Here is a 25895-nt window from a genome sequence, read left to right on the forward strand (position 1 = left end):
GCTCCTGCACCATGCATTTCTCCTTTCCGTTACGAGATCAGAATGAGACGTAAGATTCGGCATGTTCCATGATATATTGTTGTTTTATCGGAAAATCACCGTGATGTGGCAAAAGAAAAGGGGTCTCGAGAGTGGATGACAAGTCCATCAACGCCGATTCGGCCAACTCTTTTCGAATCCTTCCCCAATTCTCTTCTTTACCCTGTAGCAATTGAAAGGCTTGGGCAATGTTAAGACCTTTCAGATTCATATATACGGATGCCCATCCGACGAGGTCGAACGGTTTTTTCGTATTAGGCAATCGGTATTCTCCCCAACCGCTAAACCCGTTGCCGGATAGTTTCAGATATCCGCACACGCTACCTTTTTCGTTTTCGAAAAATAAACGCCGGGTCAACTCTTGATCGAAGCGAAATACTTCGATGGAACGGATTCTCTCCTCATACCGAAAACCGGGCGATTCAAGACCCGGCAGTGGATCCGCTTCTTGCACGTGTAACATGCTTGCCACTCTCCCTAAATGTTTTTTTGGGTACGACAAAAAGCCCGAAGAGCAGAGAAACGAAGCTCTCGGGCAGTCTGTTGTCAGTCCATCAGACAAACGCAGCTCGGATACGGTTCTCTCTCAATGCGCTTACGAGGTTAGCTGTCGGGTTAGGGCTTGAGAGTACCCTTTCCAAGTGCCAAGCAGACAAGGAATTCACCCCGTGAAACCATTTAATGGCTTCTGTTGGTTCCCCCGTTTCCCCTTAGGGAATTCAGCGATTCAAATGAATTTGAAGTTGTTGATAGAGATCATACGCTTTTTGCAAGACAATGTAAAAGCCGAATCCAACGCCTATTTTTGATTTTTAGCCTTTTCTCGTGCGCGAAAACGGATGCATCGGACAAAAACTTACGGAGACGGCAATATTTCTACACGAAGGTCCCGTTCTTACGTTTTTGAACGGAGGATGGACGTAGCCGAGGTAAGCGACTCTGTTACTCCCTGGACAGGAAGCGATAGCCGATCCCCGGCTCCGTCAGAATGAACTTGGGCCGAGTCGAGTCTTCCTCGAGTTTTTTGCGTAGATGTCCGATGTACACCCGCAAATAATGGCTGTCGGTCTCATTGTGGTGGCTGCCCCATACTTGTTGGAGCAGCTGACGCTGCGTGACTACTTTCCCGGCGTTGGAGGCGAGAATTTTCAACAGATCGTATTCTGTTGGGGTCAACTTGATCCGTTCTCCCTTCAACTCCACGCTTCGCTGTGCCAGGTCGATGGTCAGCTCGCCGATCTGGAGGATGGGCTCATTCGACGATTTGGCTACGTGCCGCAGCGCAACACGCATTCGAGCGACGAGCTCTCCCATCCCGAACGGCTTGGTTACATAATCATCGGCGCCGCTGTCGAGCGCGACGATTTTATCTTCCTCCCTGTCTTTTGCCGTCAGCACAATGATCGGCGAATTTGACCATTCCCGGATGCGGCCGAGCACTTCCATGCCGGATATGCCCGGCAACCCGAGATCAAGTATGATCAAGTCCGGCAACATCAAGGATGCCTGTTGGAGGCCCTCCTCTCCTGTCGAGGCTTCGTAGATGGCATATTGATGGGCTTGCAGGGTTACCTTCAGAAGCTTTCGAATTTGGGGTTCATCATCGATGATCAAAATGCGAGCCCCATGTTCATTCATGGTCATGATTCGTGGTTCCCCTTTCTTCAGCTGCTGCAAGCAAGTCGTCTTGCTTGTTTAAGGGAAGGGTTATCGTTACAATGGTCCCTCGCGGTTCCTTCGGCTGCGCCGATATCGTTCCTTCATGAAGCTCGACGATTCCTTTGCATATGGCAAGTCCCAATCCCGTACCGGTTATTTGCTTCGCAGCGGTTGAACGGTAAAACTTTTCGAATATCCGATCGTATTCGTCCTCGTTCAGTCCAATCCCCGTATCGGAGACCGAGATGACAACGCCTGCTTCCCCGGTTTTCACTGACAGGACGATTTCACTATAATCCGGACTGTATTTGATCGCATTGCTCACGACATTGACCAACATTTGCTCTAGCAATACTTCGTCACCCAGGACCATAATGGGCCCGTCATCCGGCAACTCGGTGCGCAGCTTTCGATGTTGTTGAAAGTCTTTGACCTGAGATAACGTGACGCCGATCAAGTCCTCCACATCGCACCAGTTTTTCCTGAGGCGCAGCATCCCGCTCTCCAGCTGCACCATGCTGAGCAGATTCGTCACTAGGCGATTCATACGAAGGGCGTCGTCACGAATCGTGACAAGAAGCTCCATTCGATCCTCTGCAGAGAAAATATGCCCGCCCTCGATCAGACCGGTTGCCGAGCCGATGATGGTTGCCAAAGGGGTGCGTAGTTCATGGGAGACCGAATCCAAAATTGCAGTACGAAGGCGTTCCGACTCTGCTGTTAGATGAGCAATTCGGGCTTCCTCCGCCAGCCTGAGGCGAGCGATTGCGCTGGCCGCCAAGCCTCCGAGAGCCTCGAAGAGCCGCTTTTGCTCGGTTGTGATCCCGGTTCGCGCTTCATTCGGATAGAGCGCGATGATACCATATGTGCGGTCTTCGGTCCGAAGCGGAATAAAATAACCCGGAGATTCGTTCAAACGCGAAATTTCCATTCCGGCCGTCTCGACGTGCTCAAACACTCGCTTTGCGATAGACATTTCCGTATTCTCTTGCCTGCAGTCAGGAAGATCGGCAGACTCATGGGCAAGTTTCAGGGTATTCTGGTCATCCGCCAAATAGATCGCGATTTCTGTGTCAAGGGTCTGCGAAACTTGTCGGGAAAAATTGTCCAGCATGGAATGGATGTCCGCGATCGCGCTCATCTGCTTGCTAAGCGCGTACAACGCAGCTGTGTGAGCTTCCCTTTGCTTGGAAAAGAGGACCTGCTGCTTCAGCTTGGCCGCTAGGCTGGCCGTTAATGCTGCCACCGCCAAATAGACGCCAAATGAAACCAGATAGCGCAAGTCTGATACGGTAAAGCTCAGTACAGGAGGCACGAAGAAGAAATCAAAGGCTAAGACACCCAGGATCGCCGCGTAGAAAGCAGGACGCAGTCCCCCGAAGACGGCATTGAAAAGAACCGGGAGTAAATAGATAAGAGCAATATTGACCAAGTCAAAAGCAAGACCAAACGGTTTTAATACCATGGTCATGAGAGCGATCAGCAAAGTCGTGCTTACGTACGATCGCAACGAAATCCATACCGCATTCCATTTATGCATAGCAAAACACATCCTGCTCTTTTTTGTGTCTCTCCTCTCTAGGTTACTGTAAAAAAAGAGTAAAATAAACCGGTACTGGGCGTAAAAATTTCGTAAAAATGATTGAAAAACCTCAAAATAATGAGTAAATACGAGAAAAATGATGATCTTCTGCCAGGGTCATGAATTCCCAAACATAAAGCACTCTTTTTAAGCGGATATACAATATGCTTCACTTTACAGTTTTTTTGTCTCGGAGTAACATACGTCCATGAATTGAATTGTTTTTCATTTACAGTTGCTTAATTGTGACTCAGGAACAAGAGGGAACCAACTACGGATCAGTGCTTGTGTGAGAGCAAGTCAACCGGATCCGTAAGGGATGAATTCCCCCGCTTATACGAAGCTTAAGCAGGGGCAGGGCGACTCTCACCGCCCGAATCCATAAGCAAAACTCGTAAATGCGGAAGCAGCTCTTTTCAAAAGTGTGGCCCTTGTAGAGAGAGGATGATGAAGCTTGTGATCGTAAGTTTCGACCACAGTGCTTATGCCTCTGTGGTGTTTCGTGAACATGATAATCATCGTTTCAATCGCTGAATTCTTCAATTAACACGAAGGAGCGGGGGAACCAATCGAAGCCGGTCTTGTCGGCTTCATGGGGTGAATCGCCGGTAAATCCGGCGTAGGGCGACTCTTACGCCCGAATCCGACAGCTAACCTCGTAAGCGTCTTTAAGAGAGGCAACAATTGTCGTGATTAGACACGGTGTTTTTTCGTGCCTAAGAAGCTGACGAAGAGTTCCTCTTCCGAAAGCTTCTTTTTTGTTGCCTGTACCAGGATGGAGGAGATTGGCTATGGAAGCTCAAGATGAGTTTGTACTCGTCTCTGCGCCCAACAAAACCGGGGAGCAGTTTATTAAAGCGTTGCGAATCAAAGGAATACCTTATGCAGCGATTACCAATAATGAAACAGAGAAGTCGAGATTGACACATTTGGGCGTCAAGCACATCTTAATGGTCGATACTGTAGACCGGGAAACCTGGCTCATTCCAGAGTTACCGGTAGGGAAGGTGTACTTGTTTGAGTCAAGTTTGCCCTTGATTTGCCGATACATTCAGATCTGCCGATCCTGGACAGGCAAGCCGATCTATATCATCACCGGCAGCAACAATGCAAGACTCATCTACAAAGGACTTGGCGCTAGCTATGTCATTTACACCCGCAGCGATGATGTTTCGTTTCTGCTTGATAACGAAAGCTGAATCCATATCAGGCAAACGTACCGGGTACATGCTTGAAGGGAGGGATGATCATTCATGATGGATATCGCAATGATTTTAACACTAGGTGGCGTATATGGATTGTTTTGCTTATTTTTAGCTTGGTGCGGACGAGTTGCAGGTGAATCGGGGGGAGAACGCTCATGATAATAGTTGCTGTTTTTACGGTTTTGATTTTTTTATATCTCGTTTTTGCTTTGGTGAATCCCGAAAAATTTTAATATGATCTGTATATGTTTGAGGAGGGCATGAAATGGCCATTTTGCAACTGGTAGCGGTCATTGTGATTTTAGTTTTTTTGGTCAAACCTTTGGGGGCATACATCTTTCATGTATTTTCCAATGAACCCAACCGGACCGACAAAATATTCGGACCGATTGAAAGGTTGATCTACGGACTGACCGGTTTGAAAAACCGCGCTGAAATGAGCTGGAAACGATACACGCTCAGCTTGATATTGACCAACGTTATTTTGGTGGCGGTCAGTTATTTGATTTTACGCATCCAGAAATGGCTGCCGATCAACCCGAACGGCATCGATAACATGGAGTCAACGCTTTCTTTCAATACGGTCATCAGCTTCATGACGAATACGAACTTGCAGCACTATAGCGGCGAAACGGGTCTGTCCTATTTTTCGCAAATGGCTGTTATTATGATGATGATGTTTACATCAGCGGCATCCGGCATCGTCGTAGCGATCGCGTTCATTCGCGGTTTGACAAGCAAAGGGAAAACGCTCGGCAACTTCTTCACCGATTTTGTCAAAGCGCACACCCGTTTGCTTATCCCGATGGCGATCATCGTGACATTGGCACTAGTTGCGTTGAAAGTGCCGCAAACGCTTAGTCCGACCGTTCAAGCGACTACGCTTGAAGGCGGGACGCAGCAAATCGCGATCGGTCCGGTAGCTTCCCTCGTATCGATCAAGCACTTGGGAACGAACGGGGGGGGATTTATGGGCGTCAATTCATCGCACCCGTTTGAGAATCCGAATCCGCTAACCAATGTTATCGAGATGTTGTCCATGTGGTGCATTCCGGCCGCGCTGACGTATACGTTCGGCAGATTCGCGCGAAATCAAAAACAGGGCTGGGTGATCTTCAGCGCGATGCTCATCTTGTTTGTCTCCTTCCTGTCCATCGTTTATACATCGGAACTGCGAGGGAACCCAGCGCTGAATGCGCTCGGAATCGACGCTTCGCAAGGCAGCATGGAGGGCAAGGAAGTTCGGTTCGGTATAGCGCAGTCGGCTTTGTTTACAACGGTTACGACTGCGGCTACAACAGGTACGGTCAATAACATGCACGATACGTTGACGCCGCTGGGCGGTCTCGTCCCGCTGGCGCAAATGATGCTGAACTGTGTGTTTGGTGGCGACGGCGTCGGTTTGGTCAACATGCTTATGTACGCAATATTGGGTGTCTTCCTTTGCGGATTGATGGTCGGCCGCACGCCGGAATTTATGGGGCGCAAAATTGAAGCTCGAGAAATGAAACTGGTTGCCATCGCGATTCTCGCTCACCCGCTTATTATTCTTGCGCCTACGGCCATTGCCTTTTTGACGGACTTGGGGAAAGGGGCCATCAGCAATCCCGGCTTCCACGGCATATCGCAGGTGCTTTATGAGTATACGTCTTCCGCCGCGAACAACGGTTCCGGCTTCGAAGGTTTGGCTGACAACACAACGTTCTGGAACGTTTCTACGGGACTTGTCATGCTGTTCGGACGGTACGTTTCCATTGTGGCATTGCTCGGCGTAGCCGGTTCTCTGGCGGCGAAACAATGGGTTCCGGAAACGATCGGAACGTTCCGCACGGACACCAAATTGTTTACGGGTATTCTCGTCGGTATCGTACTGATTATCGGAGCTTTGACCTTTTTGCCCGCCCTTGTTCTCGGTCCGATCGCAGAACATTTGACGCTCCTGAAATAGAAGAGGTGAGATCATGAATACGAAACGAAGAAGCATGTTGTCCGGAGAGATTGTCAAAAAGGCGATCTTGGACAGCTTTATCAAATTAAATCCGGTTGTCATGATGAAAAATCCGGTCATGTTTGTCGTCGAAGCAGGAACGTTCGTCGTGTTGTTAATGACGTTGTTTCCGGGCTACTTCGGTACCGAAGGACGAGTTGGATTTAATCTGGCGGTTTTTCTAATTTTGCTATTTACCGTGCTGTTCGCCAACTTCGCCGAGGCATTGGCTGAGGGCAGAGGAAAAGCGCAGGCCGACACTCTCAAGAAGACGAAAAAAGAAATCATGGCCAATAAAGTGACCGGCAACAGCGTGAAGGTGGTTCCGTCCACGGAACTGCGCAAAGGCGATGTTGTAATTGTCTCGCAAGGGGAGATGATTCCGGGTGACGGGGAGGTCATTGATGGGCTCGCTTCCGTGGACGAGTCAGCCATTACCGGCGAATCCGCTCCTGTCATCAAAGAAGCAGGCGGCGATTTCAGTTCGGTAACCGGCGGCACGCGGGTCGTTAGCGACCGGATAACCGTACGGATTACAAGCGACCCTGGCGAATCGTTCATCGATCGGATGATCGCATTGGTCGAAGGCGCAAAGAGACAAAAAACGCCAAACGAAATCGCGCTGAATACCCTGCTTGTCAGCCTGACCCTGATTTTCCTGATCGTTGTGGTGACATTGGCGCCGATGGCCGATTATCTTGGAATCAAATTGGAGATTCCCGTTCTGATTTCGCTGCTGGTATGTCTCATTCCAACAACGATCGGCGGTTTATTATCCGCAATCGGTATTGCCGGGATGGACCGAGTAACCCGTTTCAATGTACTGGCCATGTCAGGGAAAGCGGTGGAAGCGGCAGGCGACATCGATACGATGATTTTGGACAAAACAGGTACAATCACGTTTGGGAACCGGATGGCCAGCGAGTTCATCGCGGTTGGGGATACGACCGTAGAGACGGTAGCCGAATGGGCAGCCGTCAGTTCAGTGAAGGATGAAACACCCGAAGGCCGATCCGTACTCGAACTCATGAAAAAAGAAGGGTATACGTATCCAACGAATGCGGCTGAAGGTGCGGAATTCATAGAATTTAAAGCGGAAACTCGCATGAGCGGTATCGATTTGCCGAATGGACGAAAAGTTCGCAAAGGCGCGGTTGACGCAGTCAAGGCTTGGGTCAGTGCACAAGGAGGGGTTATTCCCACCGATTTGGAACAAAAAGGGAACGCGATCGCATCGGAGGGCGGAACGCCGCTCGCCGTTGCCGTCGACAATCGAATTTACGGACTCATTTATTTGAAGGATACGGTGAAGCCCGGCATGCGGGAGCGTTTCGATCAGTTGCGAAAGATGGGAATCAAAACGATCATGTGTACAGGAGACAACCCGTTGACAGCAGCGACAATCGCACGAGAGGCCGGGGTGGATGACTTTATCGCCGAGAGCAAGCCGGAAGACAAAATTGCCGTGATCAAGCGGGAACAGGCGGCCGGTAAGCTGGTAGCCATGACCGGAGATGGAACGAACGATGCCCCGGCACTCGCGCAGGCGGATGTAGGACTTGCGATGAACAGCGGCACGACGGCAGCCAAGGAAGCGGCCAACATGGTCGATCTTGACTCCGATCCGTCGAAGATCATTGAAGTCGTAGCGATCGGCAAGCAACTGCTAATGACGCGCGGCGCTCTGACCACCTTCAGCGTGGCGAACGACATCGCCAAATATTTTGCCATTATCCCGGCCATGTTCATGCAGGCGATTCCGGAAATGAACGTATTGAATGTAATGGGACTCGGATCACCAATGTCGGCCATTTTGTCGGCGCTTGTGTTTAATGCGATCATTATCCCGTTGCTTATTCCGTTGGCCATGAAGGGCGTTGCCTACAAACCGATGAGTTCCGCCCAATTGCTCAGCCGGAACCTGCTTATTTATGGATTGGGCGGTGTCATCGCGCCGTTCGTCGGGATTAAATTGATCGACATGGTCGTTCACTTATGGGTGTAGTTGAAACGGAATACAGAGAGGATTGAAATGGAATGAATCATTCAGAGCAGCATGTTCAGGGACTTTCCCGCGGATCTTACTTGTTTTCCATGATTCGGCTCAGTTTGTTGTTCATATTGCTATGCGGAATTGTGTATCCGCTCGTTTGCACCGGCATCGCGCAACTTTTGATGTCAGATCAGGCTAACGGCAGTTTGATCAAAAGCAGCAGCGGAGAAATCATCGGTTCCGAATTAATCGGGCAAAACTTTACCGATCCAAAATATTTTCAAGGCCGGGTCTCCAGCATTGAATACAAAGCGGAAGCCTCCGGTTCCAACAATTACGGGCCATCGAACCCGGACTTGCTGAAAAGGACGGAAGAATCCGTTGAAGCGTGGAAGGCAAACAATCCGGACGTTCCTGTTAGCCAATTGCCGATTGCCTTAATCACGAACTCCGGTTCAGGGCTGGATCCCCATATTACGCCAGAATCCGCCAACGTGCAAATTCCGCGTATCAGCAAGTTGACCGGTTTGTCTTCGAGCGAGCTCGAGAAACTGGTACAAGAACATACCGAAGGACGGGATTTGGGGATTTTCGGGGATCCAAGAGTCAATGTGTTGAAATTGAACATCGCGCTGCGCGAACTTATGAAATAGTTAAATATCATCTGCGAGCCCTGCCTATGGCCAAATAGGCGGGGTTATCGCATTTTAGTAAAGAGCTTGCGCAAGGGGGGAACAAGAGTGGGAAGTTTTCGCAGGAAGACGCCGGAAGAAATCCTGTACTCCATTTCCAAGCTACACCGTGGTCGGCTCAAAATCTATATCGGCGCGGTCAGCGGTTCGGGTAAAACGTACCACATGCTTCAGGAAGGTCAGCATTTGAAGCAGCAGGGAATCGATGTCGTCATTTGTGCGGTTTCGACAAGACAGCGGCCGGAAACGGTGGAGCAACTCGGAGACTTGGAACGTGTACCCAGCATTCACTGGATCAAGGATGGAATGGAGCGTAAGGACTTGAACCTCGAGGCGCTGGTCAAACGCAATCCGGAAGTGGTATTAGTTGACGGGCTTGCCCATCGCAATCGGGAAGGAGCACAGTTTCCGACACGTCTGGATGACATCCAATTTTTGCTGAATCATGGCATCAGCGTAATCACAACCGTCAACGTGTACGAACTCGACGGCGCGACGGAACTGGCGAGAAAATCGACCGGTGTCGTGGTGGAGGAAACCGTCCCGGCAAACACATTGGAGATGGCGGATGAAGTCCAATTGATCGACGTATCGCCGGAAACGATACTGAAACGGCTGGAGGAGGGGCATGTCAACGGTGACTCCTCGCCCATGTTGTTTGAGCGAAGCAACATCGGAAAATTACGGGAGCTGGCTTTGCGGCTAGTGGCGGAAGATGTGAACGATTCCCTCGAAAAATACCGCATGGAGCAAGGTTTAACCGGGCCTTCCGGAGTAGCGGAACGCATTCTCGTCTCGGCGCAATACCATTGGAACGGATCCATTCATGTCCGCCGCGGCCAACAAATTGCCAAACGCTTGGGTGGAGATTTGATGATCGTCACATTTGTCCATCCGAAAAAAATGCTGTCTCGCGAAGCAACTGCATTTAAGCGTTCCCTCTTGAAATTGGCCGATAAAATAGGAGCTAAATTCGAAGAACTCACCTTGGCAAGTAGACGGAAGCTTCCCGGCATGTTGGCTCGTTACGCAACCTTGCATCAGGTAACGAGAATTGTACTCGGCCATTCCAAGCTAAATCGCTGGCAGGAGCTGTGGCGGGGATCGATTACAAACGGCATCCTTAAAAAATCGAGACATACGGATATCTACTTCGTTGCGGATCGTGCTGAAAAGGAAGGAGAGCGGATACTGCCGACCAAAATGCTGACGGAAGGTCGGTCGGATGATCGCTACCGCAGGCTAAGCGATCAGGAAGTGGAGCGAAAAATAGGGGAAATCCGGAGAGGACGATTCAAGGTGCTCATCGGCGCCGCCCCCGGGGTCGGGAAAACGTATGCGATGCTTCGCGAGGGGAACGATTTGCAGAAGAAAGGCATTGACGTCGTCATCGGACTTCTCGAAACGCATGGACGAAAAGAAACGTTAGCGCAAGTCGGTTCGCTGCAAACGATCCCGCGGGCGAAGTTGGAGTATCGTGGAGCGAATCTGGAAGAACTGGACGTCCAGTCCATCATTCGCCGCAATCCGGAAGTCGTACTCGTGGATGAACTGGCACATACGAACGTGCCCGGCAGTAAAAACAAAAAAAGATTCGAAGATATTGTAGACATTTTGAACGCAGGCATTTCCGTTATTTCGACGATGAACGTACAGCATTTGGAAAGTTTGAACGATGCGGTTGAACAGATTACCGGCGTGCGAGTTCGGGAAACCCTCCCCGACCACGTGTTGCGCATGGCCGATGAAGTCGAGCTCATTGATGTCGATCCAAAAACGCTGCAGCAACGAATGCGGGAAGGAAAAATCTATGCGCTAGATAAAGTGGATCAGGCCTTGAATCATTTCTTCCGAACGGGCAATTTGATTGCTTTGCGTGAATTGGCGCTACGGGAAATCGCTGACGATGTGGACGAACGATTGGAAGCCTGGGAAAGAAACGATTCGCTTCGCGGACCTTGGAGAAAGCAGGAGACGGTCTTCGTCGGGGTAACATTAAGCACCAATGCTGAGCGCTTAATCAGGCGGGGGTTTCGAATTGCTTATCGTTTGAAGGCTGACTGGGTTGTAACGTATGTTCACGATCATGCTGAGGTTGCTGATGAGTTGAAAAAACGCATCAAAGTGCTGGAAGACTTGACAGCGCGGTTGGGCGGTAAGTTTATGATGCTGTTTGCCCGGAGCCGAAGGCAGATTCCATACCTTTTGCTGAATAAAGCCAACGATATCCAAAGTACGCAGATGATTGTCGGGCAATCGAAGCGGACCTTGTGGGAAAAAATATGGAAACGATCCGTAATCAGGCCGATTCTGCGTTATGGACGCCATATGGATGTGTTGGTGATTGCGGATATTGAGGCTTGCTATTATCAAGATGAAGGGTAACATAGCTTATCGTCTCATGAAAAAATAATTACGTTTTAGCAGATAGTTAATGGAAAAAAGTTAATAGATGTTAACGAAAAGGAGTTGGGAATGTTGCCACTTTGGAAAGTGAATGGAACTTCGCTATATTATGAAGTTTGTGGTCAAGGGACATCCCTCGTCTTTATTCATAGTCTTGGACTAACACATGAAATGTTTGAAATTCAAAAAAATTATTTTAAACAATCGTATCAAACTGTGTTCCTTGATCTGAGAGGAAACGGACAGTCTGGAAATTTGAAAGTTCCGGTTGGAAGAGTTATAGAAACCCAGTGTGAGGATCTAAGTCTCCTCCTGGGGTATTTGGGAATTAAAAAAGCTGTAATTGTTGGCGTTTCCTATGGTGGAATCATTGCTCAGAAATTCTCGAATTTGTATCCAAACCAAGTAAGCGCAATCGTGATTTCAGACTGCTTGAGTATAAATGTCAGGACAACTATGCTTGGCAAATTCGTCTCCATGATCGATCTCATCAGTTCGCTCTCGTATTATTTGCCAGGTGAATTCTTTTTACGCTCGATGAAGATCACTTATTATGAGCGTTTTGCAGTAATCTGAGGCCTTGAGCCGTAAGGATTTTCGGACATAAAAAAGGGACTTCACCCCAACTTGGAGAAGTTTTCAAGTGACTAAACCCAAAAACCTCAAGGATGGAGGAAGTCACTTTGTATATTCTCCAAGAATGTCTGTTTTCCTTCGAAGAACTTTTAAAAATTCAACCCAAGGAGAGATTGCCGATCTTCTTCAGTTCTCTCGATCTGAGACCGTATGCCAAGGAACTGAGAAGCCGTTCACCCCGAGGCGCTGAGGGATACTGCAGACAAGGTATTCTACGAGCACTCTTGGCTGCGCCGCTTGAAGGAATAAGTACCTTTTCAGGGTTGCATAAGCGTTTGGATACGGATCTCCGGTTTCGTTATCAGTGTGGTCTTCGGCTGGATCGAGAAGCTCCTTCCATATCCACATTAAGCCGAGTTTTCTCAGAACTGACGAGAAAGGACTTGGCAAAACGGCTTTTTGAGGATTTGGTCACACGCTGTCAGCAGGAAGGTATCATAGAAGGCAGTAACGTCGCCATAGACAGCGCCGCTCTCCGCGCTTACGAGAAAAAGCAGCCCAAACGCAAAAGCGAGCAAACGGGTAATGCGAACTGGGGCGCAAAAATTGATTCCTTCGGCAATAAAATCACATGGTTTGGTTACAAAATTCATCTGGCGGTCGATACGAAAAGTGAATTGCCGATCGCCTTGGAAGTAACGCCGGCGCATGTCAATGATGGAGAAATGGCGCCGGGCCTGATCGAGAAAACAGCGTCCAGGACGAGCACACGATTTTTCATACTCGATGCGGGCTACGACCAAATGAAAGTTTATGAGGCCGCCCGCAACGTCAAGGCACAAGCCATCATTCCCCTTAATCTTCGGGGGGAGAAGGAACCGCCTGCTGGCATGACCTCGAACGGAACACCGTGCTGTTCCATGGGTTATGCGATGACATACTGGGGAGTTGACGGCGATATGCATAAATTTCGCTGCCCGCATGCCACGGGTAAAGTCGACTGTCCGCTTGGCATGGCTGCCTGCTCGTCTTCAAACTATGGAATGGTCGTCAAAGTAAATGCGAAGGATGATCTCCGGCGATACAGCATCCCTCATCGGGATACAAAGCGTTGGAAGGAACTTTACAATGAACGAACCAGCGTAGAACGCTGCAACTCCCGATTGAAAACCTATTTGACGGCAGACGCCGCACATGTCCGGGGCATTCAGAAAGTCACAACTCACCAGTATTTGAATGCCATTGTTCTGCTTGCATCTGCGCTCGCCGTTTCTCATCATTCAAAACGGGCTGCCGCTTAAAAAACGAGCTGTTCTAAAATTCTGCAAGTCTGCCCTTTTCTTCATCCATATAATACCATTTTCGAAAATTACCCCTTAACGACAGTGAATATGCTATCGCTTCTTCTCTGAAACGGAATTATGCAAAACACTCATTATAAGTGGGACTTGGCTTATCGTGCAATTCGAAAAGGAATGCTGCAAAAAAGATCTGGAAAATGGTATAAACAGCGTCTGGCGGTCAGGGGGATTGATTTCACCCCGTTCTTGCCGCAAATTAAAGTGCCCGCGCTTTGTATTGCGGGGGACCATTCCTATCCAGTTATCAGGCAAATGAATGAAACTGCAGGGCTGTTGTCCAATGCTCGTTTACAAGTCATTGAGGATTCCTGTAACCCAAGCAACTTGTGCCAACCACAACGATTTAATGAGATTGTCCAATGCTTTTTAGAGGATAATCATTTGAACAAAGGTGCTAACAATTATATGCAAGGGTATTAAGTCCCCTTTTGAAAGGAGTTTATGCACGGCGCCAAAAAATGTCGTTTTGTAAGTTCAATTTCATCGAACAAATGACCTATAACCGGCTGAGTTCGAGATGAAAAGGAGCGTTTGGACAAAAAACGTATGACAGCACCAACATAAAAACAGACTATCTTTCTTCTCGCAGCGGTGTTGCCATGTGAGATGGAGCTGATATTATGTGCTCTCAGATGCCTGCAATGTCAGGCAGCGGTCTCTTTATGTGTCTGTCCTACTAGTACGGTTTCTAACACATCAACGATGGATATCATTTTCAGACTTAGTCGCAATGGAGTGTTGGAATGCTCTGCGGCAAGGTCTTTTTTGTTTTTCACGAAAAATAAACAAACGTTTGAAATGGAACGTTGGCTGTCGTTCTCCCCCCTCTGTTTTGGTTTGCCAACAAACCAAAATGGAGGGACTTGAATGAAAAAGATGAATTTGCGGAATATGTATCCTTTTTTTAAGACGGATGTATGGGTCGATGTAGATGAAGAAGTTGCCCATGAAATCCGCCGCTTCGACTTGGAAGAAAGCGCCTACAGGCTGCGAACGTATCGCCATCGGGCCTATTTTTCGCTTGATCGCAATGACGGGATTGAGCAGCATGTTTTATTTCTTTCGATTTCACCGGAGGAGTATTACGAGCGCAAACTTTCACGGCAGCAACTTTATGAAGTTATGTGCCAATTGCCGGTGAAATCCGCCAGACGGATCTATGCCCATTATTTCTTGGGCATGAGCAAAGTCGCTATTGCCAGAGCCGAGCATGTCGATGAGCGGGCGGTTCGTAAATCTATCCAAAGAGGCTTGAAACAAATGGAATACTTGCTCAAAAACATGTAATTGTTTCGTCGGAGGGTCCGATTTTCCTGCCAAAATGAACTGTTATATAGAGGACCATGTTCAGTCAGCGGCTGGTTGCAACCAGCCGCTCATTTTCCATGAAAGGGGTTTGTAGCGATGCATTCGATTCGATTTCGAGATGAGGAACACGAGAGATTTTATGTTCAGATGCTGGATGAAAGGAAATGCAACGACGGGTACCATCGGGCACTTTTCTATACATTGGGCATTTCCCGGGAAACCAGAAGTTATATCCGCGATTTGTATGATTTTTCCAATAGCGGCATTAAGCCCGAAGGTCTTTCGGCCCCTTGGCAAACCGGCAGTTCCATTCGAGTGTGTCGGCTCGCCTTTAATTTATGGAACGGCTGGACCGAAGCAGGCGGCGAACGTTACTCCACTCCCCACGAATTATTCGATTGCAGCTATGCCCCCTACTTTTTTGAAGCGATTCGTCTTCGTTATCCCGAATATTGCCGAAGTCACGAGAGAACGATCAATCGGCTGGCCGAACAAATTCGCTGAATGGCTGCCAACGACGGGAGTGGAATGGGACGATGAAGGAAATTAAAACGAGGAGTGTTGTTAAAGACATCAAACGTCTGGACAGATTCCCAAACGTGTTGCATCGTGTAAGGCGTTCAAGCGATCGTGCCAAGCGGCAAGTTGAGAATGACAAGACGACTTCCTCGTCTCCAGTTGAATATGCGCAGCGCCATTCCGCAGCGGCTACGAAAAAAACGATTCGTGCCCAAATGGGGATGAGTCTGCGTATCAACAAGAGATTGATCCGGCACATTCTAAAAAGGCGGCCGTTGCCAGATGGTGATTCTGTCACAAGTCAGAGCCCGATTGATGTTAATGCGGAGTCTTCGATTGCGCGTACACCGCGACTTGCCCGTAGCATACGTCTCCGTAAGCCGGTTAATGGAAAATACGTCTTGTCTTCTGGCTCGCATTCAGGAAAACAACGTTTTATACGGAGCCGGGTCAATGCCCGGCTTCTGCATTGTTCTCGAACAGGCAGCTTTCCTGAACGGATGCAAAAACGGGATATCGGACATCCAAAACCGGCCGGGAAGAAGGAAACATTCTCCGGCGCGGTATCTCGTTCAGCAAATGGACGCGTGAAACCGTTAACCCGAGTCCCCTCTGCTATATCAAAACAATCAGGTTATACGATCAAACGGAAAGTACGAAATTTTAAGACATTATCGCCATTTATAAAAAATGGGCATCGGCTAGAGCACGTTAACAATCATTCGGATGCCCAAACTGAAGGGAAAATGAATGCCGTCAATGAAGCACAGCGGGCTGCGCAGATGGCGATGTCTGCCCACCGATCCATTCAAACCGCGCGAGCCATCGCGAGATTGAATCGCCTTATCATTAAAATGGTTGTAAGAGCCACCGCCTTGCTTGTCAATGGATTGACGGCGCTTTTGGGGATCAGCGGTTCGGTAATTGTAGTTTTGTGCATTGTCATGGTGAGCGCGGCGGTTATTTCCTCTCCTTTCGGTATCTTTGTGTCAGTTGAAAATACGGATGCCGATGTAAAGCCGCTTACCCGAATCGTTCAGGAAATAGACGATGAATTTGCCGCCCGGCTGGCAGAATTACAGCGATCCGCTGGAAATGTAGACCGGGTGGAATTTCATTATCCCGGCAGCGCGGACAACACTCGAATTGATAACTGGATGGACATTATCGCCGTCTTTGCCGTGAAGACCGTCACGGATGCGGAAAACGGAATGGATGTGGCCACGCTTGATGCAACAAGAATCGGTATCATCCGATCGGTGTTTTGGGATATGAATTCGCTGGAATCTCGTGTTGAAACGGTAGAACATAAGGAAACGGTTACGGTAGAACATGAGGACGGGAGCACCAGCGAAGAGACGATTACCCGATATGAGCGCATTTTGCATATTACCGTCACTAGCCATACTGCGGAGCAACAGGCAGATATATACCGCTTTACAAATGAACAGATAGAATTAATGAAGGAAATGCTGTCCGAGGAGTTCCGCCCGCTTATGTTTGCGATACTTGGAAAAGATGCGGATATTGGCTTGACGCCGGAGCAGCTTGATTTGGTTCAACAGCAATTGCCCGAAGGGGAACTGGGCAGTGAAGCCGTCAAGTTGGCGCTGACTCGTCTAGGCGATCCGTACAGCCAACCAAAGGCCGGTCAGGACCACTTTACGGATTGCAGCTATCTCGTCCAATGGGTTTATCGTCAACTGGGTATCAGCTTGCCGCGAACCGCTGCGGAGCAGGCCAGATTTTGCGTGGAGAATGGTCTGACAGTAAGCGCGGCCGACTTGGTTCCAGGTGACCTTGTGTTTTGGAGCTACGAGCGTAATGGCAGATTCATGGATATTACTCATGTCGGCATTTATGCGGGAGACGGCAAAGTAGTGGACGCTTCCTCCACTCGGGGACAAGTGGTTTATCGCGGGCTGTTCGATTCGGATAAACAAGTGCTGTTTGGCAGGCCTCACATTGTAGGCTCAAAATGATTGCCTGGTGGAATCGGCTTGTTATTACTATTGTTAGGAATTCTCCAACCTTGGTACTATAACGAAGTTTATCGAATCATTCGTTGCGCTTCTTCCAAGCGCGGGTTCGTTTTTTAGTGGATAAATTGCAGGAATTTAATTTAAGGCTGTCGAATTTACGTACTTACTCAACTTTCGGTGCCACCAAGCCCAAGTTGTAAAATGTAGAAGCATAGGCAAGGGTTGCTTCATGGATAATTCAGGGGATGACCTTAGCCCCCTCATTGTCGTCGGGGGCAAAATAAATCTGCCCTTAACAGAATTTACGGCGGTTCAGCAGATTAGGAGACAAATAACATGGCAGTGAAAAAGAGCGAACTTTACAGCTCTCTATGGGCGAGTTGTGATAAATTACGGGGCGGCATGGACGCTTCTCAATACAAAGACTATATTCTGACGATCCTGTTCGTAAAGTACGTTTCCGACAGGTTTAAGGGTGTGGCTTATGCGGACATTGAGGTTCCTGAAGGCGGCAGTTTCGATGACATGGTTGCCCTTATAGGTAATAAGAACATCGGCGAGGAAATGGATAAAGTCATTGCCAAACTCGCTGAAGCAAACGGATTGCGCGGAGTTATCGACAACGCTCATTTTAACGATGAGACCAAGCTGGGCAAAGGCCAAGAAATGGTGGACAAACTCAGCGGGCTGATTTCCATATTCCGCAGACCAGAACTGAATTTTTCCAGTAATCGTGCCAACGGCGACGACATCATCGGAGATGCTTATGAATATCTGATGCGCAACTTTGCGACTGAGAGCGGAAAGAGCAAAGGACAATTCTACACGCCCGCTGAGGTTTCACGGATTCTCGCGAAGGTTATTGGCATTGACCGGGCGACAAAAAGAGACACATCCGTATACGACCCGGCATGCGGATCAGGCTCATTGCTTATCAGAGCGGCTGATGAAGCGCCTTTTGAAGTGGCCATCTACGGCCAAGAGAAGGACATCGCTACTGCGGGTCTCGCTAAAATGAACCTTGTGTTGCATAACAAAGCCTCTGGAGAGATTGCCGGCAACTACAGCACTTTTTCCGACCCGCAGTTTTTTGAGGATGATGACGAGAAAACTACGCTTCGCCGTTTTGACTTTGTGGTCGCTAATCCTCCGTTCTCCACAAAGAACTGGACAGACGGACTCAAAGAGTACGGTCGCTTTGACGGATATGGCGACAGGCCTCCGGAGAAAAATGGCGACTTCGCGTGGTTGCTTCATATATTAAAGTCGCTGAAACGTAATGGAAAGGCTGCCGTAATCTTACCCCACGGCGTCCTGTTTCGTGGCAACGCCGAGGCGACAATCCGGCAGTCTATAGTGGACAAGGGATACATCAAAGGAATCATAGGTCTGCCCGCCAACTTGTTTTATGGAACGGGTATTCCTGCTTGCATTATTGTTATTGACAAGGAAGGAGCAGACGAGCGCGATGGCATCTTTATGATTGACGCAAGCCATGACTACATTAAAGATGGCAACAAGAACCGTCTGCGTGAGCGGGATATCTATAAAATCGTTACGACATTCAGAGAACGGATTGAAGAACCGAAATACTCCCGTTTCGTTCCTATCGAGGAGATTAGAGATAAGAATGGATATAATCTTAACATCTCGCGCTATATCGATAGCAGTCTCCCAGAGGATTTGCAGAATATCGAAGCGCATCTAAAAGGTGGTATCCCAGCGCATGACGTTGACAATATGGAGCGCTATTGGAGTATTTTCGGCGACTTGAAATCGGTATTGTTTGCCCCTCTTCGTGAAGGGTTCTATCAGCCTATAGTCAAGAAGGACGATGTGCGTCACACGATTTATTCACATGCCGAGTTTAGTCAGTATGCCGATAGAATCGACGACGCATTCGAGAAATGGCAGAGCCGTGTAAACGATAAACTCTGCAACATAGACGCTAATACAAAGATAAAGGAACTGATTGTTGAACTTGCCGAGGCGATTCTTGAGGAATTTGAAAATATCACATTGGTTGACAAATATGATGTCTATCAGGTGCTACTTGCCTATTGGCAGGATGTGATGGCTGATGACGTGTTCATTGTCTCGCAAGACGGTTACACAGCGGCTCGGGAAACTGAAAATATTATAGGGGTGTATACCTCCGGCAAGAAGAAAGGTGAGGAAAAGGTTATCGGTTGGGAGGGCAAGTTGATTCCACGAAGCATTATCGTTGAGGCATTTTTTCGCGCGGAGCAGAAAGCCATCGATGAGATAGAGACTTTGGTAACGGAAGCGCAGAGCGAATTGGATGAGATGATAGAGGGAGCGGAGGACGACTCTATAATCAACACTGTGTTGAAGGACAGCGGCAGTCTTGATATGACTGCCCTGAAAGCCGCTCTCAAGAACAAAACACTTGGCAAGGACGACCGGGAAGTTCTACAAACACTCTCCGATAAGAAAGCTATGATTGACGAGCAGGGCAAGGCGCTCAAAAGGTTGAAAGAAGTGCTAGAGCAAAAAACCAAGGAGCAATACGGTAAGTTGACCGATGAAGAGATACTCGATCTACTCGTGAATCGCAAGTGGTACCACACCATTTTCGAGGGGATCGACGCGCTCTACACCGCCATCTCCCACAGCATCGCAAATCGTGTGACCGTACTGACCGAACGGTACGAGGAGCCACTGCCCGTCATCCAGGAGAAAGTTGCGGAGTACGAGGTGAAGGTGAAATCTCATCTTGAAAGGATGGGGTTTGTATGGTGAATGGATGGAAAAGTGTTTCTCTGCTTGATTGTGGCGAGATTCTGCAAGGTTTAACATATAGACCTGATAATGTGAAGCCATATGGTCTATTGGTATTGCGTTCTTCAAATATTCAAGATGAAAAACTTGTTTTTGATGACTGTGTATTTGTGGACTGCAATGTTGACGAGAAGCAGTATGTTAGAAAAGGCGATATTGTAATTTGCGTAAGGAACGGCAGTAGCGCACTCATAGGGAAATGTGCGCTGGTTGATGCTGACTATAAGGCTACATTTGGTGCTTTCATGTCAGTGTTTCGTGGTGAAAACTCGGATTATATTTTCCAGGTGTTCCGTAGTACCATTGTACAAAAGCAAATTCGTAGCAACAGTAATGCAACTATTAACCAAATCACCAAGACTGACTTTGAAAATATAGTTATTCCCGTTCCTTCTGACGCATCTGAACAACGAGCTATTGCCGAAGCACTATCCGATGTGGACAGTTATATCGCGTTGCTCGAAAAGCTGATTGCTAAGAAGAAGGCCATTAAGCAAGGCGCGATGCAGGAACTGCTTACAGGTAAGCGGCGGTTGCCGGGGTTTGATGGGGGATGGGGGGAGAAACCGCTCGGTGAACTCTTCGATTTCTTTGGTGGTTTTTCGGCATCCAGAGCACAGTTGTCGACTGTCGGATACTCGTATCTTCATTATGGTGATATTCACGGCACAAACCGAACTTTTGTGGACGTCTGTTCCGATAGCTCGATACCAAGACTGAATACATCGTTGACAAAAGTATCACCTACAGCATTGCTTCAAAACGGTGATGTGGTTTTCGTAGATGCTTCCGAGGATGATGAAGGCGCAAGCCGTCATGTTGTTGTACGCAATATTGAAGGTAAGCCATTTATTTCAGGACTGCATACGATTATCGCAAGAGCCAAAACGGGAGAACTCGACAACCTATTTAAAGAATTTTGCTTTCAAACTGAAAATATTAGATCCCAGTTCAAGTATTATGCTGTTGGCACAAAAGTAACTGGCGTTAACAAAGTGTCGATAGCAAAGATAAACCTGTATTTCCCTACGTCAAAGGAGGAGCAATCCGCTATCGCTGCCATCCTTTCCGACATGGACAGTGAAATAGAAGCCCTGACCGCCAAACTGCACAAGGCAAAACTCATAAAAAAGGGCATGATGCAAGAACTGCTGACAGGACGGATTCGACTGGTTCAGTCTGAAGCCGCCGCTGTTGTTACTGAGAAACCGGAGCTTCAGGTTGCCGCAACCTCATCCGCTCAAAAGGGGCACAATCGGCAGTTTGATGACGCGGTGATGATTGCGGGAATCGTGAACGCTTTCTACTCCGCCAGATACCCACTCGGCAGAAAGAAAATACAGAAACTCCTTTATCTCCTGCGCCGCAAACAGGATGAAAGCACAGTCGCCTTCAAAAAGAAGTCGGCAGGTCCCTATGCCGATGAGGTTCGCTATAAAGGCGGTGAGCCGATAGCAAAAAGCAACAGTTACATCGATACAACAACTACAAAGGGCATAGGGACGACATTCACCAAAGGTAAGAACATTGGGCAAGCCCTTGACTATATCGAACGCTGGGGCAGACATAACGATATTCAATGGTTGGCAGAAAAGTTCCGCTACACATCCGTTGATGATTTGGAACTACTCGCTACTGTAGATATGGCTATCTGCGACCTGGAGGAAGCCGGGACTCCCGTTTCAGTTGCTTCAATCAAACACCTGATTGCCACGAACAAAGAGTGGCAGGCAAAGCTGCAAAAGAAAACATTCGCCGACTCAAAGATTGCAAAAGCAATTAGCGACTTGCAGACGTTGTTTTAAGGAGGTCACGATTATGGCGACAATCGGAGAAGCCGAACGGACGGCGCAAAACCATGTCATATCCCTGTTCCGTAACCAGGCGCTCTTGGGCTACGAATACTATGGCAATCGTAAGCCGTATGAGAACAGTAATATTGAAACAGATAAGCTGACTGCATTTCTGCGTCGGCAAGGCTACAGTGACGTGTTGGCAAGGCGCGCCGTGGAGGAACTGCGAAAGGCGGCGGGCAATTTGCAGTCAGGGCTTTACGCCGCGAACAAGGCGGTCTACTCCCTACTAAAATATGGCGCAAAGGTGCGCGAGAACCCCGGAGAGGCTGAGAAAACCGTCTTCTTCATAGACTGGGCGCATCCAAGCAAGAACGAGTTTGCGGTTGCTGAAGAAGTGACGGTGGTCGACAATTGTGAGAAACGTCCTGATATTGTTGTGTATATCAACGGTATCGCCATTGCCGTGATTGAACTCAAGAAGAGTACGATTTCAGTTGCGAACGGTATTAGGCAAAATCTCACCAACCAGCACGAATACTTCATTCAGCCGTTCTTTACGACGATTCAGTTTACGATGGCGGGCAATAGCAGCGAAGGGCTGCGCTACGGCACGGTCGGCACGGACGAGAAAAATTATCTGGAATGGAAAAACTACGCAGAATCACGCGACAATAACTCCCTGGATATATTGGAAGCCTGCAAAGGACTACCAGACAAGCTGGACTGGCAGCTATACAGCATGTTCCAAAAGAAGCGTCTGCTCGACTTTATCCACAACTTTGTTATCTTTGACAAAGGGATAAAGAAACTATGCCGTCACAACCAGTTCTTTGGTATCAAAGAGGCGCAGTTGAAGATTGCTGACGGCAAAGGCGGTATCATCTGGCATACGCAAGGCAGCGGCAAAACGCTGACAATGGTGTGGCTATCCAAGTGGATTCTTGCAAACGACCCGGAGGCTCGTGTTCTGATTATTACCGACCGCGACGAACTGGACGAACAGGTGGAAAAAACGTATATCGGCGTTGATGAGAAAATTGTCCGAACGAAAACCTGTGCGGACTTAATCAGCAAGCTGAACTCTTTTGAAAACCGCTTGATTTGCTCTCTCATTCATAAATTCGGCAACCGCAGCGGAGAAATAACAGACCTTGATTACGACAGGTACATCGAGGAACTCTTTAAGACCCTCCCGCCAAACTTTTCGGCTAAGGGCAAATTTTATGTGTTCGTTGACGAGTGCCATCGGACGCAGTCCGGCAAGTTAAACCAGGCAATGAAGGCAATTTTACCGGGGGCACTCTTCATAGGTTTTACGGGAACGCCTCTTCTCAAGAAAAATAAAAAGACTAGCATTGAAATATTTGGAGGATACATACACACTTATAAATACGATGAAGGCGTTGCAGATGGCGTTGTTCTCGACTTGCGCTATGAAGCCCGTGATATCCCGCAAAATATCACGTCACAGGATAGAATCGATGCGTGGTTTGAGACCAAAACAATCGCGCTTACTCCCCGTGCCAAGGCGAAACTGAAATCGGCATGGGGGAATATGCAGACGCTGTTTAGTTCGCGTACACGGCTGGAAAGCATAGCCCGTGATATTATTTTCGATATGGAAACCAAGAGCCGATTGATGGATGGAAATGGCAACGCGATTTTGGTTGCCGAGTCTATCTATGCGGCTTGCAAATACTATGAGATATTCCAGTCCAAAGGTTTTAAGAAGTGTGCGATTATATCCTCTTTCGTGCCGCGCGAGGGCGACTTGAGGACGGACATCGTCAGCACCGACGAGGACACCGAGGCATTTGAAAAATACGAAATCTACAAGAAAATGCTCGGTGGGCAGGATGTGGAGACGTTCGAGAAAGAAGCTAAGCGTAAGTTTGTGGAAGAACCCGCAAATATGAAGCTTTTGATTGTTGTGGATAAACTCTTGACTGGCTTTGATGCTCCACCCTGTACCTACCTTTACATTGATAAGACAATGCATGACCACGGTCTGTTTCAGGCGATTTGCCGCGTGAACCGTCTTGACGGTGAAGAGAAGGATTTCGGTTATATTGTCGACTACAAGCAGTTGTTCGGGGATTTGACCGACGCGTTGAACAAGTATACAGCCGGAGCCTTTAAGGGGTACGATGAAGAAGATGTACAAGGTTTAATCAAAGACCGCCTTGAGGAGGCGCGGAAATTCTTTGATAAGACCCTTGAAGAACTTGATGATTTGTGCGAGGGCGTAGCCTTGCCGCGCCAGGAAATTGACTACATCCACTATTTCTGCGGGGAAAACGGTGTTGACATTAATGAAGACGAGGCGTTCGCAAGAAGCCGCGAGCAGCTCTATCGGCTTGTAAATCGACTTATTAGAGCGTATACAGAAATCAAACCAGATATGAGCGCGGCGGGATATACGCCTTCCGTTCAGGAGGAACTTGCCAAAAAGGTAGAATTTTATATAGCCCTAAAAGCGACAATCGGCCAAGCCAGTGCGGATTTCATTGACCTTAAGCTGTTTGAACCAGGGATGAGGTATTTAATCGACAATTATATTATTGCCGAAGATAGTCGCAAACTCGGAGCTTTTGATGATTTTACACTACTTGATTTTATCCTCACTCAGGAAGAAAAACTAAAAGGCGATGGCGGTAACAAAGAAGGCGCTGCGGAAGCGATCGAAAATAATATCCGCAAAAAGGTTGTTGAAAAAATTCTCATCAACCCCAAGTACTACGAGAGAATGTCCGCTATCTTAGAGCAGCTCATCCGCGATCGCCGTGAGGGAGTTATAGCCTACGAGCAACTTCTCGAAAAGTATATTGAACTCGCCAAAAATGTGACTGCTCCTGAAGAGAACGACGCTTATCCAGTACGAATCAGGAAGAGCGGCGCACTCCGAGCATTTTATGATAACTGCGGGCAAGATGAAGAACTGGCAATCGCCTTACATGAGGCTGTGTTGCGGAGCAAGCAGGACAGGTTCAGGCACAATCCCATCAAGGAAAAGCGCATTAAGCGGGAACTCTTCAAAATATTGAAAGACGAGTCAGAGGTTGAGCGTGTATTCAATATCATTTGCGAACAAGAGGAATACTAATGCAAATTATAATATCCGGCATAGCCGTTGAGGTATGCAAAAAAAGCATAAAAAATATGCACCTGTATGTTAAGCCTCCAAACGGAAAAGTATCCGTGTCGGCTCCTATGGATATGAGCGACGAAGCAATTGAACGCTTTGTGCGTACAAAGTCCAGTTGGATCAAACAGCAGGTGAAAAAATTTGAAGCTCAGCCTCGTCAGACTGAGCGGGAATACGTTTCTGGCGAAACACTTTATGTTTGGGGAAAACAGTACTTTCTCCAAGTTGAATACGGTACCGGTAAAAATTCACTTGTCCTGTCAGGAGACAAGGCAATTCTTACTGTACGCAAAGACAGTACCAAAGAGCAGCGGGATAGTTTCGTCAAAGAATGGTACCGTGACCTCTTGAAACGTGAATTGGCACGGCTTCTTCCCAAATGGGAGAATATAACCGGTCTTAAGTGTGACGGTTGGCAGACCAAATACATGACAACCCGTTGGGGTACTTGCAACACGGATAAGCGAAAATTATGGTTTAACTTGCAATTAGCAAAAAAGACGCCTGATTGCCTCGAATATATTATTTTACATGAGCTATTGCATCTTGTTGAAAGGAACCATAACGCGCATTTTCTTTCCCTCATGGACAAGTACATGCCCTATTGGAGAGAAACAAAAAGGAAACTAAATGGGCAGATACTTGATTTCATGGAATGACCGGTAACCGTATTACGGAACCCTTTACAGATCAGCGTATGAAGAAGCTCAGGAGCGGCTACAGCAGCAGCTTGAGGGGCAGCACCCACAAGTTCCTTGTAGAGAAATGATCACAGCAGTTCATGAACATCAGGGCTATTGCACCTAATGTTATCAATGGTAAAGATGAATGACTATTGATTTT

At 48.0% G+C, this 25895-nt stretch carries 19 protein-coding genes and 2 riboswitches; of the genes, 16 read left to right on the top strand and 3 right to left on the bottom strand.

All coding sequences use genetic code 11. The annotated features are described in order from the left end of the window. Nucleotides 1-37 precede the first annotated feature (37 nt). The 3 genes from ACL02P_RS22120 to ACL02P_RS22130 form a co-directional block, all read right to left on the bottom strand. The gene (locus ACL02P_RS22120; protein ID WP_061575815.1) at nucleotides 38-502 is read right to left on the bottom strand and encodes a hypothetical protein; all 465 of its coding nucleotides are present in this window, start codon (nucleotides 500-502) and stop codon (nucleotides 38-40) included. Between the two features lie 113 nt (nucleotides 503-615). Next, nucleotides 616-774: riboswitch (cyclic di-AMP (ydaO/yuaA leader) on the bottom strand. Nucleotides 775-981: 207 nt separating this feature from the next. Then, complete coding sequence (locus tag ACL02P_RS22125; RefSeq protein ID WP_120460066.1) at nucleotides 982-1683, bottom strand: response regulator; 702 nt, start codon at nucleotides 1681-1683, stop codon at nucleotides 982-984. Next, nucleotides 1670-3238, bottom strand: a complete 1569-nt coding sequence (locus ACL02P_RS22130) for an ATP-binding protein (protein WP_120117236.1) — start codon at nucleotides 3236-3238, stop codon at nucleotides 1670-1672. The genes ACL02P_RS22125 and ACL02P_RS22130 overlap by 14 nt, the downstream gene beginning before the upstream one ends. Before the next feature lie 560 nt (nucleotides 3239-3798). Further along, nucleotides 3799-3960, top strand: a riboswitch (cyclic di-AMP (ydaO/yuaA leader). 111 nt (nucleotides 3961-4071) lie between these two features. Between ACL02P_RS22130 and ACL02P_RS22135 the strand changes: the two genes are divergently transcribed. The 16 genes from ACL02P_RS22135 to ACL02P_RS22210 all read left to right on the top strand — a co-directional run bounded on the left by ACL02P_RS22135 (nucleotide 4072) and on the right by ACL02P_RS22210 (nucleotide 25711). Next, on the top strand, nucleotides 4072-4479 hold the full coding sequence (locus ACL02P_RS22135) for a hypothetical protein (RefSeq protein ID WP_120117237.1): 408 nt from the start codon (nucleotides 4072-4074) through the stop codon (nucleotides 4477-4479). A 161-nt stretch (nucleotides 4480-4640) separates the two neighbouring features. Then, on the top strand, nucleotides 4641-4718 hold the full coding sequence (locus ACL02P_RS22140; RefSeq protein ID WP_080612102.1) for a potassium-transporting ATPase subunit F: 78 nt from the start codon (nucleotides 4641-4643) through the stop codon (nucleotides 4716-4718). A gap of 32 nt (nucleotides 4719-4750) precedes the next feature. After that, complete coding sequence (gene kdpA, locus ACL02P_RS22145) at nucleotides 4751-6433, top strand: potassium-transporting ATPase subunit KdpA (RefSeq protein WP_412838087.1); 1683 nt, start codon at nucleotides 4751-4753, stop codon at nucleotides 6431-6433. Nucleotides 6434-6446: 13 nt separating this feature from the next. Further along, complete coding sequence (gene kdpB / locus ACL02P_RS22150) at nucleotides 6447-8477, top strand: potassium-transporting ATPase subunit KdpB (protein ID WP_017551730.1); 2031 nt, start codon at nucleotides 6447-6449, stop codon at nucleotides 8475-8477. 32 nt (nucleotides 8478-8509) lie between these two features. Then, nucleotides 8510-9118: a potassium-transporting ATPase subunit KdpC gene (gene kdpC, locus ACL02P_RS22155; protein WP_054819097.1), complete on the top strand. Its 609-nt coding sequence runs from the start codon at nucleotides 8510-8512 to the stop codon at nucleotides 9116-9118. Nucleotides 9119-9205: 87 nt separating this feature from the next. Next, the gene (locus tag ACL02P_RS22160) at nucleotides 9206-11542 is read left to right on the top strand and encodes a histidine kinase (protein WP_412838088.1); all 2337 of its coding nucleotides are present in this window, start codon (nucleotides 9206-9208) and stop codon (nucleotides 11540-11542) included. A 90-nt stretch (nucleotides 11543-11632) separates the two neighbouring features. Beyond that, nucleotides 11633-12139 carry an alpha/beta fold hydrolase gene (locus ACL02P_RS22165; protein WP_412838089.1) on the top strand — a complete coding sequence of 169 codons (507 nt, stop codon included), beginning with the start codon at nucleotides 11633-11635 and terminating at the stop codon, nucleotides 12137-12139. A gap of 107 nt (nucleotides 12140-12246) precedes the next feature. After that, the gene (locus ACL02P_RS22170) at nucleotides 12247-13440 is read left to right on the top strand and encodes a transposase (protein WP_412837532.1); all 1194 of its coding nucleotides are present in this window, start codon (nucleotides 12247-12249) and stop codon (nucleotides 13438-13440) included. 147 nt (nucleotides 13441-13587) lie between these two features. After that, a complete protein-coding gene (locus ACL02P_RS22175) occupies nucleotides 13588-13920 on the top strand; it encodes an alpha/beta fold hydrolase (RefSeq protein WP_412838090.1) in 333 nt (110 codons plus the stop codon). A gap of 447 nt (nucleotides 13921-14367) precedes the next feature. After that, nucleotides 14368-14787, top strand: a complete 420-nt coding sequence (locus tag ACL02P_RS22180) for a sigma factor-like helix-turn-helix DNA-binding protein (protein ID WP_412838091.1) — start codon at nucleotides 14368-14370, stop codon at nucleotides 14785-14787. Nucleotides 14788-14904: 117 nt separating this feature from the next. Next, nucleotides 14905-15312: a DUF6075 family protein gene (locus tag ACL02P_RS22185; protein WP_081105551.1), complete on the top strand. Its 408-nt coding sequence runs from the start codon at nucleotides 14905-14907 to the stop codon at nucleotides 15310-15312. A gap of 32 nt (nucleotides 15313-15344) precedes the next feature. Further along, on the top strand, nucleotides 15345-17309 hold the full coding sequence (locus ACL02P_RS22190; RefSeq protein WP_061574127.1) for a C40 family peptidase: 1965 nt from the start codon (nucleotides 15345-15347) through the stop codon (nucleotides 17307-17309). 336 nt (nucleotides 17310-17645) lie between these two features. Further along, nucleotides 17646-20072, top strand: coding sequence for a type I restriction-modification system subunit M (locus ACL02P_RS22195; RefSeq protein ID WP_412838092.1), 2427 nt, complete (start codon nucleotides 17646-17648; stop codon nucleotides 20070-20072). Further along, a complete protein-coding gene (locus tag ACL02P_RS22200; protein WP_061574128.1) occupies nucleotides 20066-21916 on the top strand; it encodes a restriction endonuclease subunit S in 1851 nt (616 codons plus the stop codon). The genes ACL02P_RS22195 and ACL02P_RS22200 overlap by 7 nt, the downstream gene beginning before the upstream one ends. A 13-nt stretch (nucleotides 21917-21929) precedes the next feature. Then, the gene (locus tag ACL02P_RS22205; RefSeq protein WP_412838093.1) at nucleotides 21930-25010 is read left to right on the top strand and encodes a type I restriction endonuclease subunit R; all 3081 of its coding nucleotides are present in this window, start codon (nucleotides 21930-21932) and stop codon (nucleotides 25008-25010) included. Next, on the top strand, nucleotides 25010-25711 hold the full coding sequence (locus ACL02P_RS22210) for a M48 family metallopeptidase (RefSeq protein WP_412838094.1): 702 nt from the start codon (nucleotides 25010-25012) through the stop codon (nucleotides 25709-25711). The genes ACL02P_RS22205 and ACL02P_RS22210 overlap by 1 nt, the downstream gene beginning before the upstream one ends. Nucleotides 25712-25895 lie beyond the last annotated feature (184 nt).

It is taken from the genome of Paenibacillus sp. MB22_1 (genome assembly GCF_047200555.1).
In the GTDB taxonomy this organism is placed as follows: domain Bacteria; phylum Bacillota; class Bacilli; order Paenibacillales; family Paenibacillaceae; genus Fontibacillus; species Fontibacillus phoenicis.

Coding starts and splice junctions, on each gene's coding strand:
- ACL02P_RS22140 (WP_080612102.1), top strand. CDS start 4,641: ATGATAATAGTTGCTGTTTTTACGGTTTTGATTTTTTTATATCTCGTT.
- ACL02P_RS22135 (WP_120117237.1), top strand. CDS start 4,072: ATGGAAGCTCAAGATGAGTTTGTACTCGTCTCTGCGCCCAACAAAACC.
- ACL02P_RS22185 (WP_081105551.1), top strand. CDS start 14,905: ATGCATTCGATTCGATTTCGAGATGAGGAACACGAGAGATTTTATGTT.
- ACL02P_RS22205 (WP_412838093.1), top strand. CDS start 21,930: ATGGCGACAATCGGAGAAGCCGAACGGACGGCGCAAAACCATGTCATA.
- ACL02P_RS22180 (WP_412838091.1), top strand. CDS start 14,368: ATGAAAAAGATGAATTTGCGGAATATGTATCCTTTTTTTAAGACGGAT.
- kdpB (WP_017551730.1), top strand. CDS start 6,447: ATGAATACGAAACGAAGAAGCATGTTGTCCGGAGAGATTGTCAAAAAG.
- kdpC (WP_054819097.1), top strand. CDS start 8,510: ATGAATCATTCAGAGCAGCATGTTCAGGGACTTTCCCGCGGATCTTAC.
- ACL02P_RS22165 (WP_412838089.1), top strand. CDS start 11,633: ATGTTGCCACTTTGGAAAGTGAATGGAACTTCGCTATATTATGAAGTT.
- ACL02P_RS22130 (WP_120117236.1), bottom strand. CDS start 3,238: ATGCATAAATGGAATGCGGTATGGATTTCGTTGCGATCGTACGTAAGC.
- ACL02P_RS22125 (WP_120460066.1), bottom strand. CDS start 1,683: ATGACCATGAATGAACATGGGGCTCGCATTTTGATCATCGATGATGAA.
- ACL02P_RS22195 (WP_412838092.1), top strand. CDS start 17,646: ATGGCAGTGAAAAAGAGCGAACTTTACAGCTCTCTATGGGCGAGTTGT.
- ACL02P_RS22210 (WP_412838094.1), top strand. CDS start 25,010: ATGCAAATTATAATATCCGGCATAGCCGTTGAGGTATGCAAAAAAAGC.
- ACL02P_RS22190 (WP_061574127.1), top strand. CDS start 15,345: ATGAAGGAAATTAAAACGAGGAGTGTTGTTAAAGACATCAAACGTCTG.
- ACL02P_RS22120 (WP_061575815.1), bottom strand. CDS start 502: ATGTTACACGTGCAAGAAGCGGATCCACTGCCGGGTCTTGAATCGCCC.
- ACL02P_RS22200 (WP_061574128.1), top strand. CDS start 20,066: ATGGTGAATGGATGGAAAAGTGTTTCTCTGCTTGATTGTGGCGAGATT.
- kdpA (WP_412838087.1), top strand. CDS start 4,751: ATGGCCATTTTGCAACTGGTAGCGGTCATTGTGATTTTAGTTTTTTTG.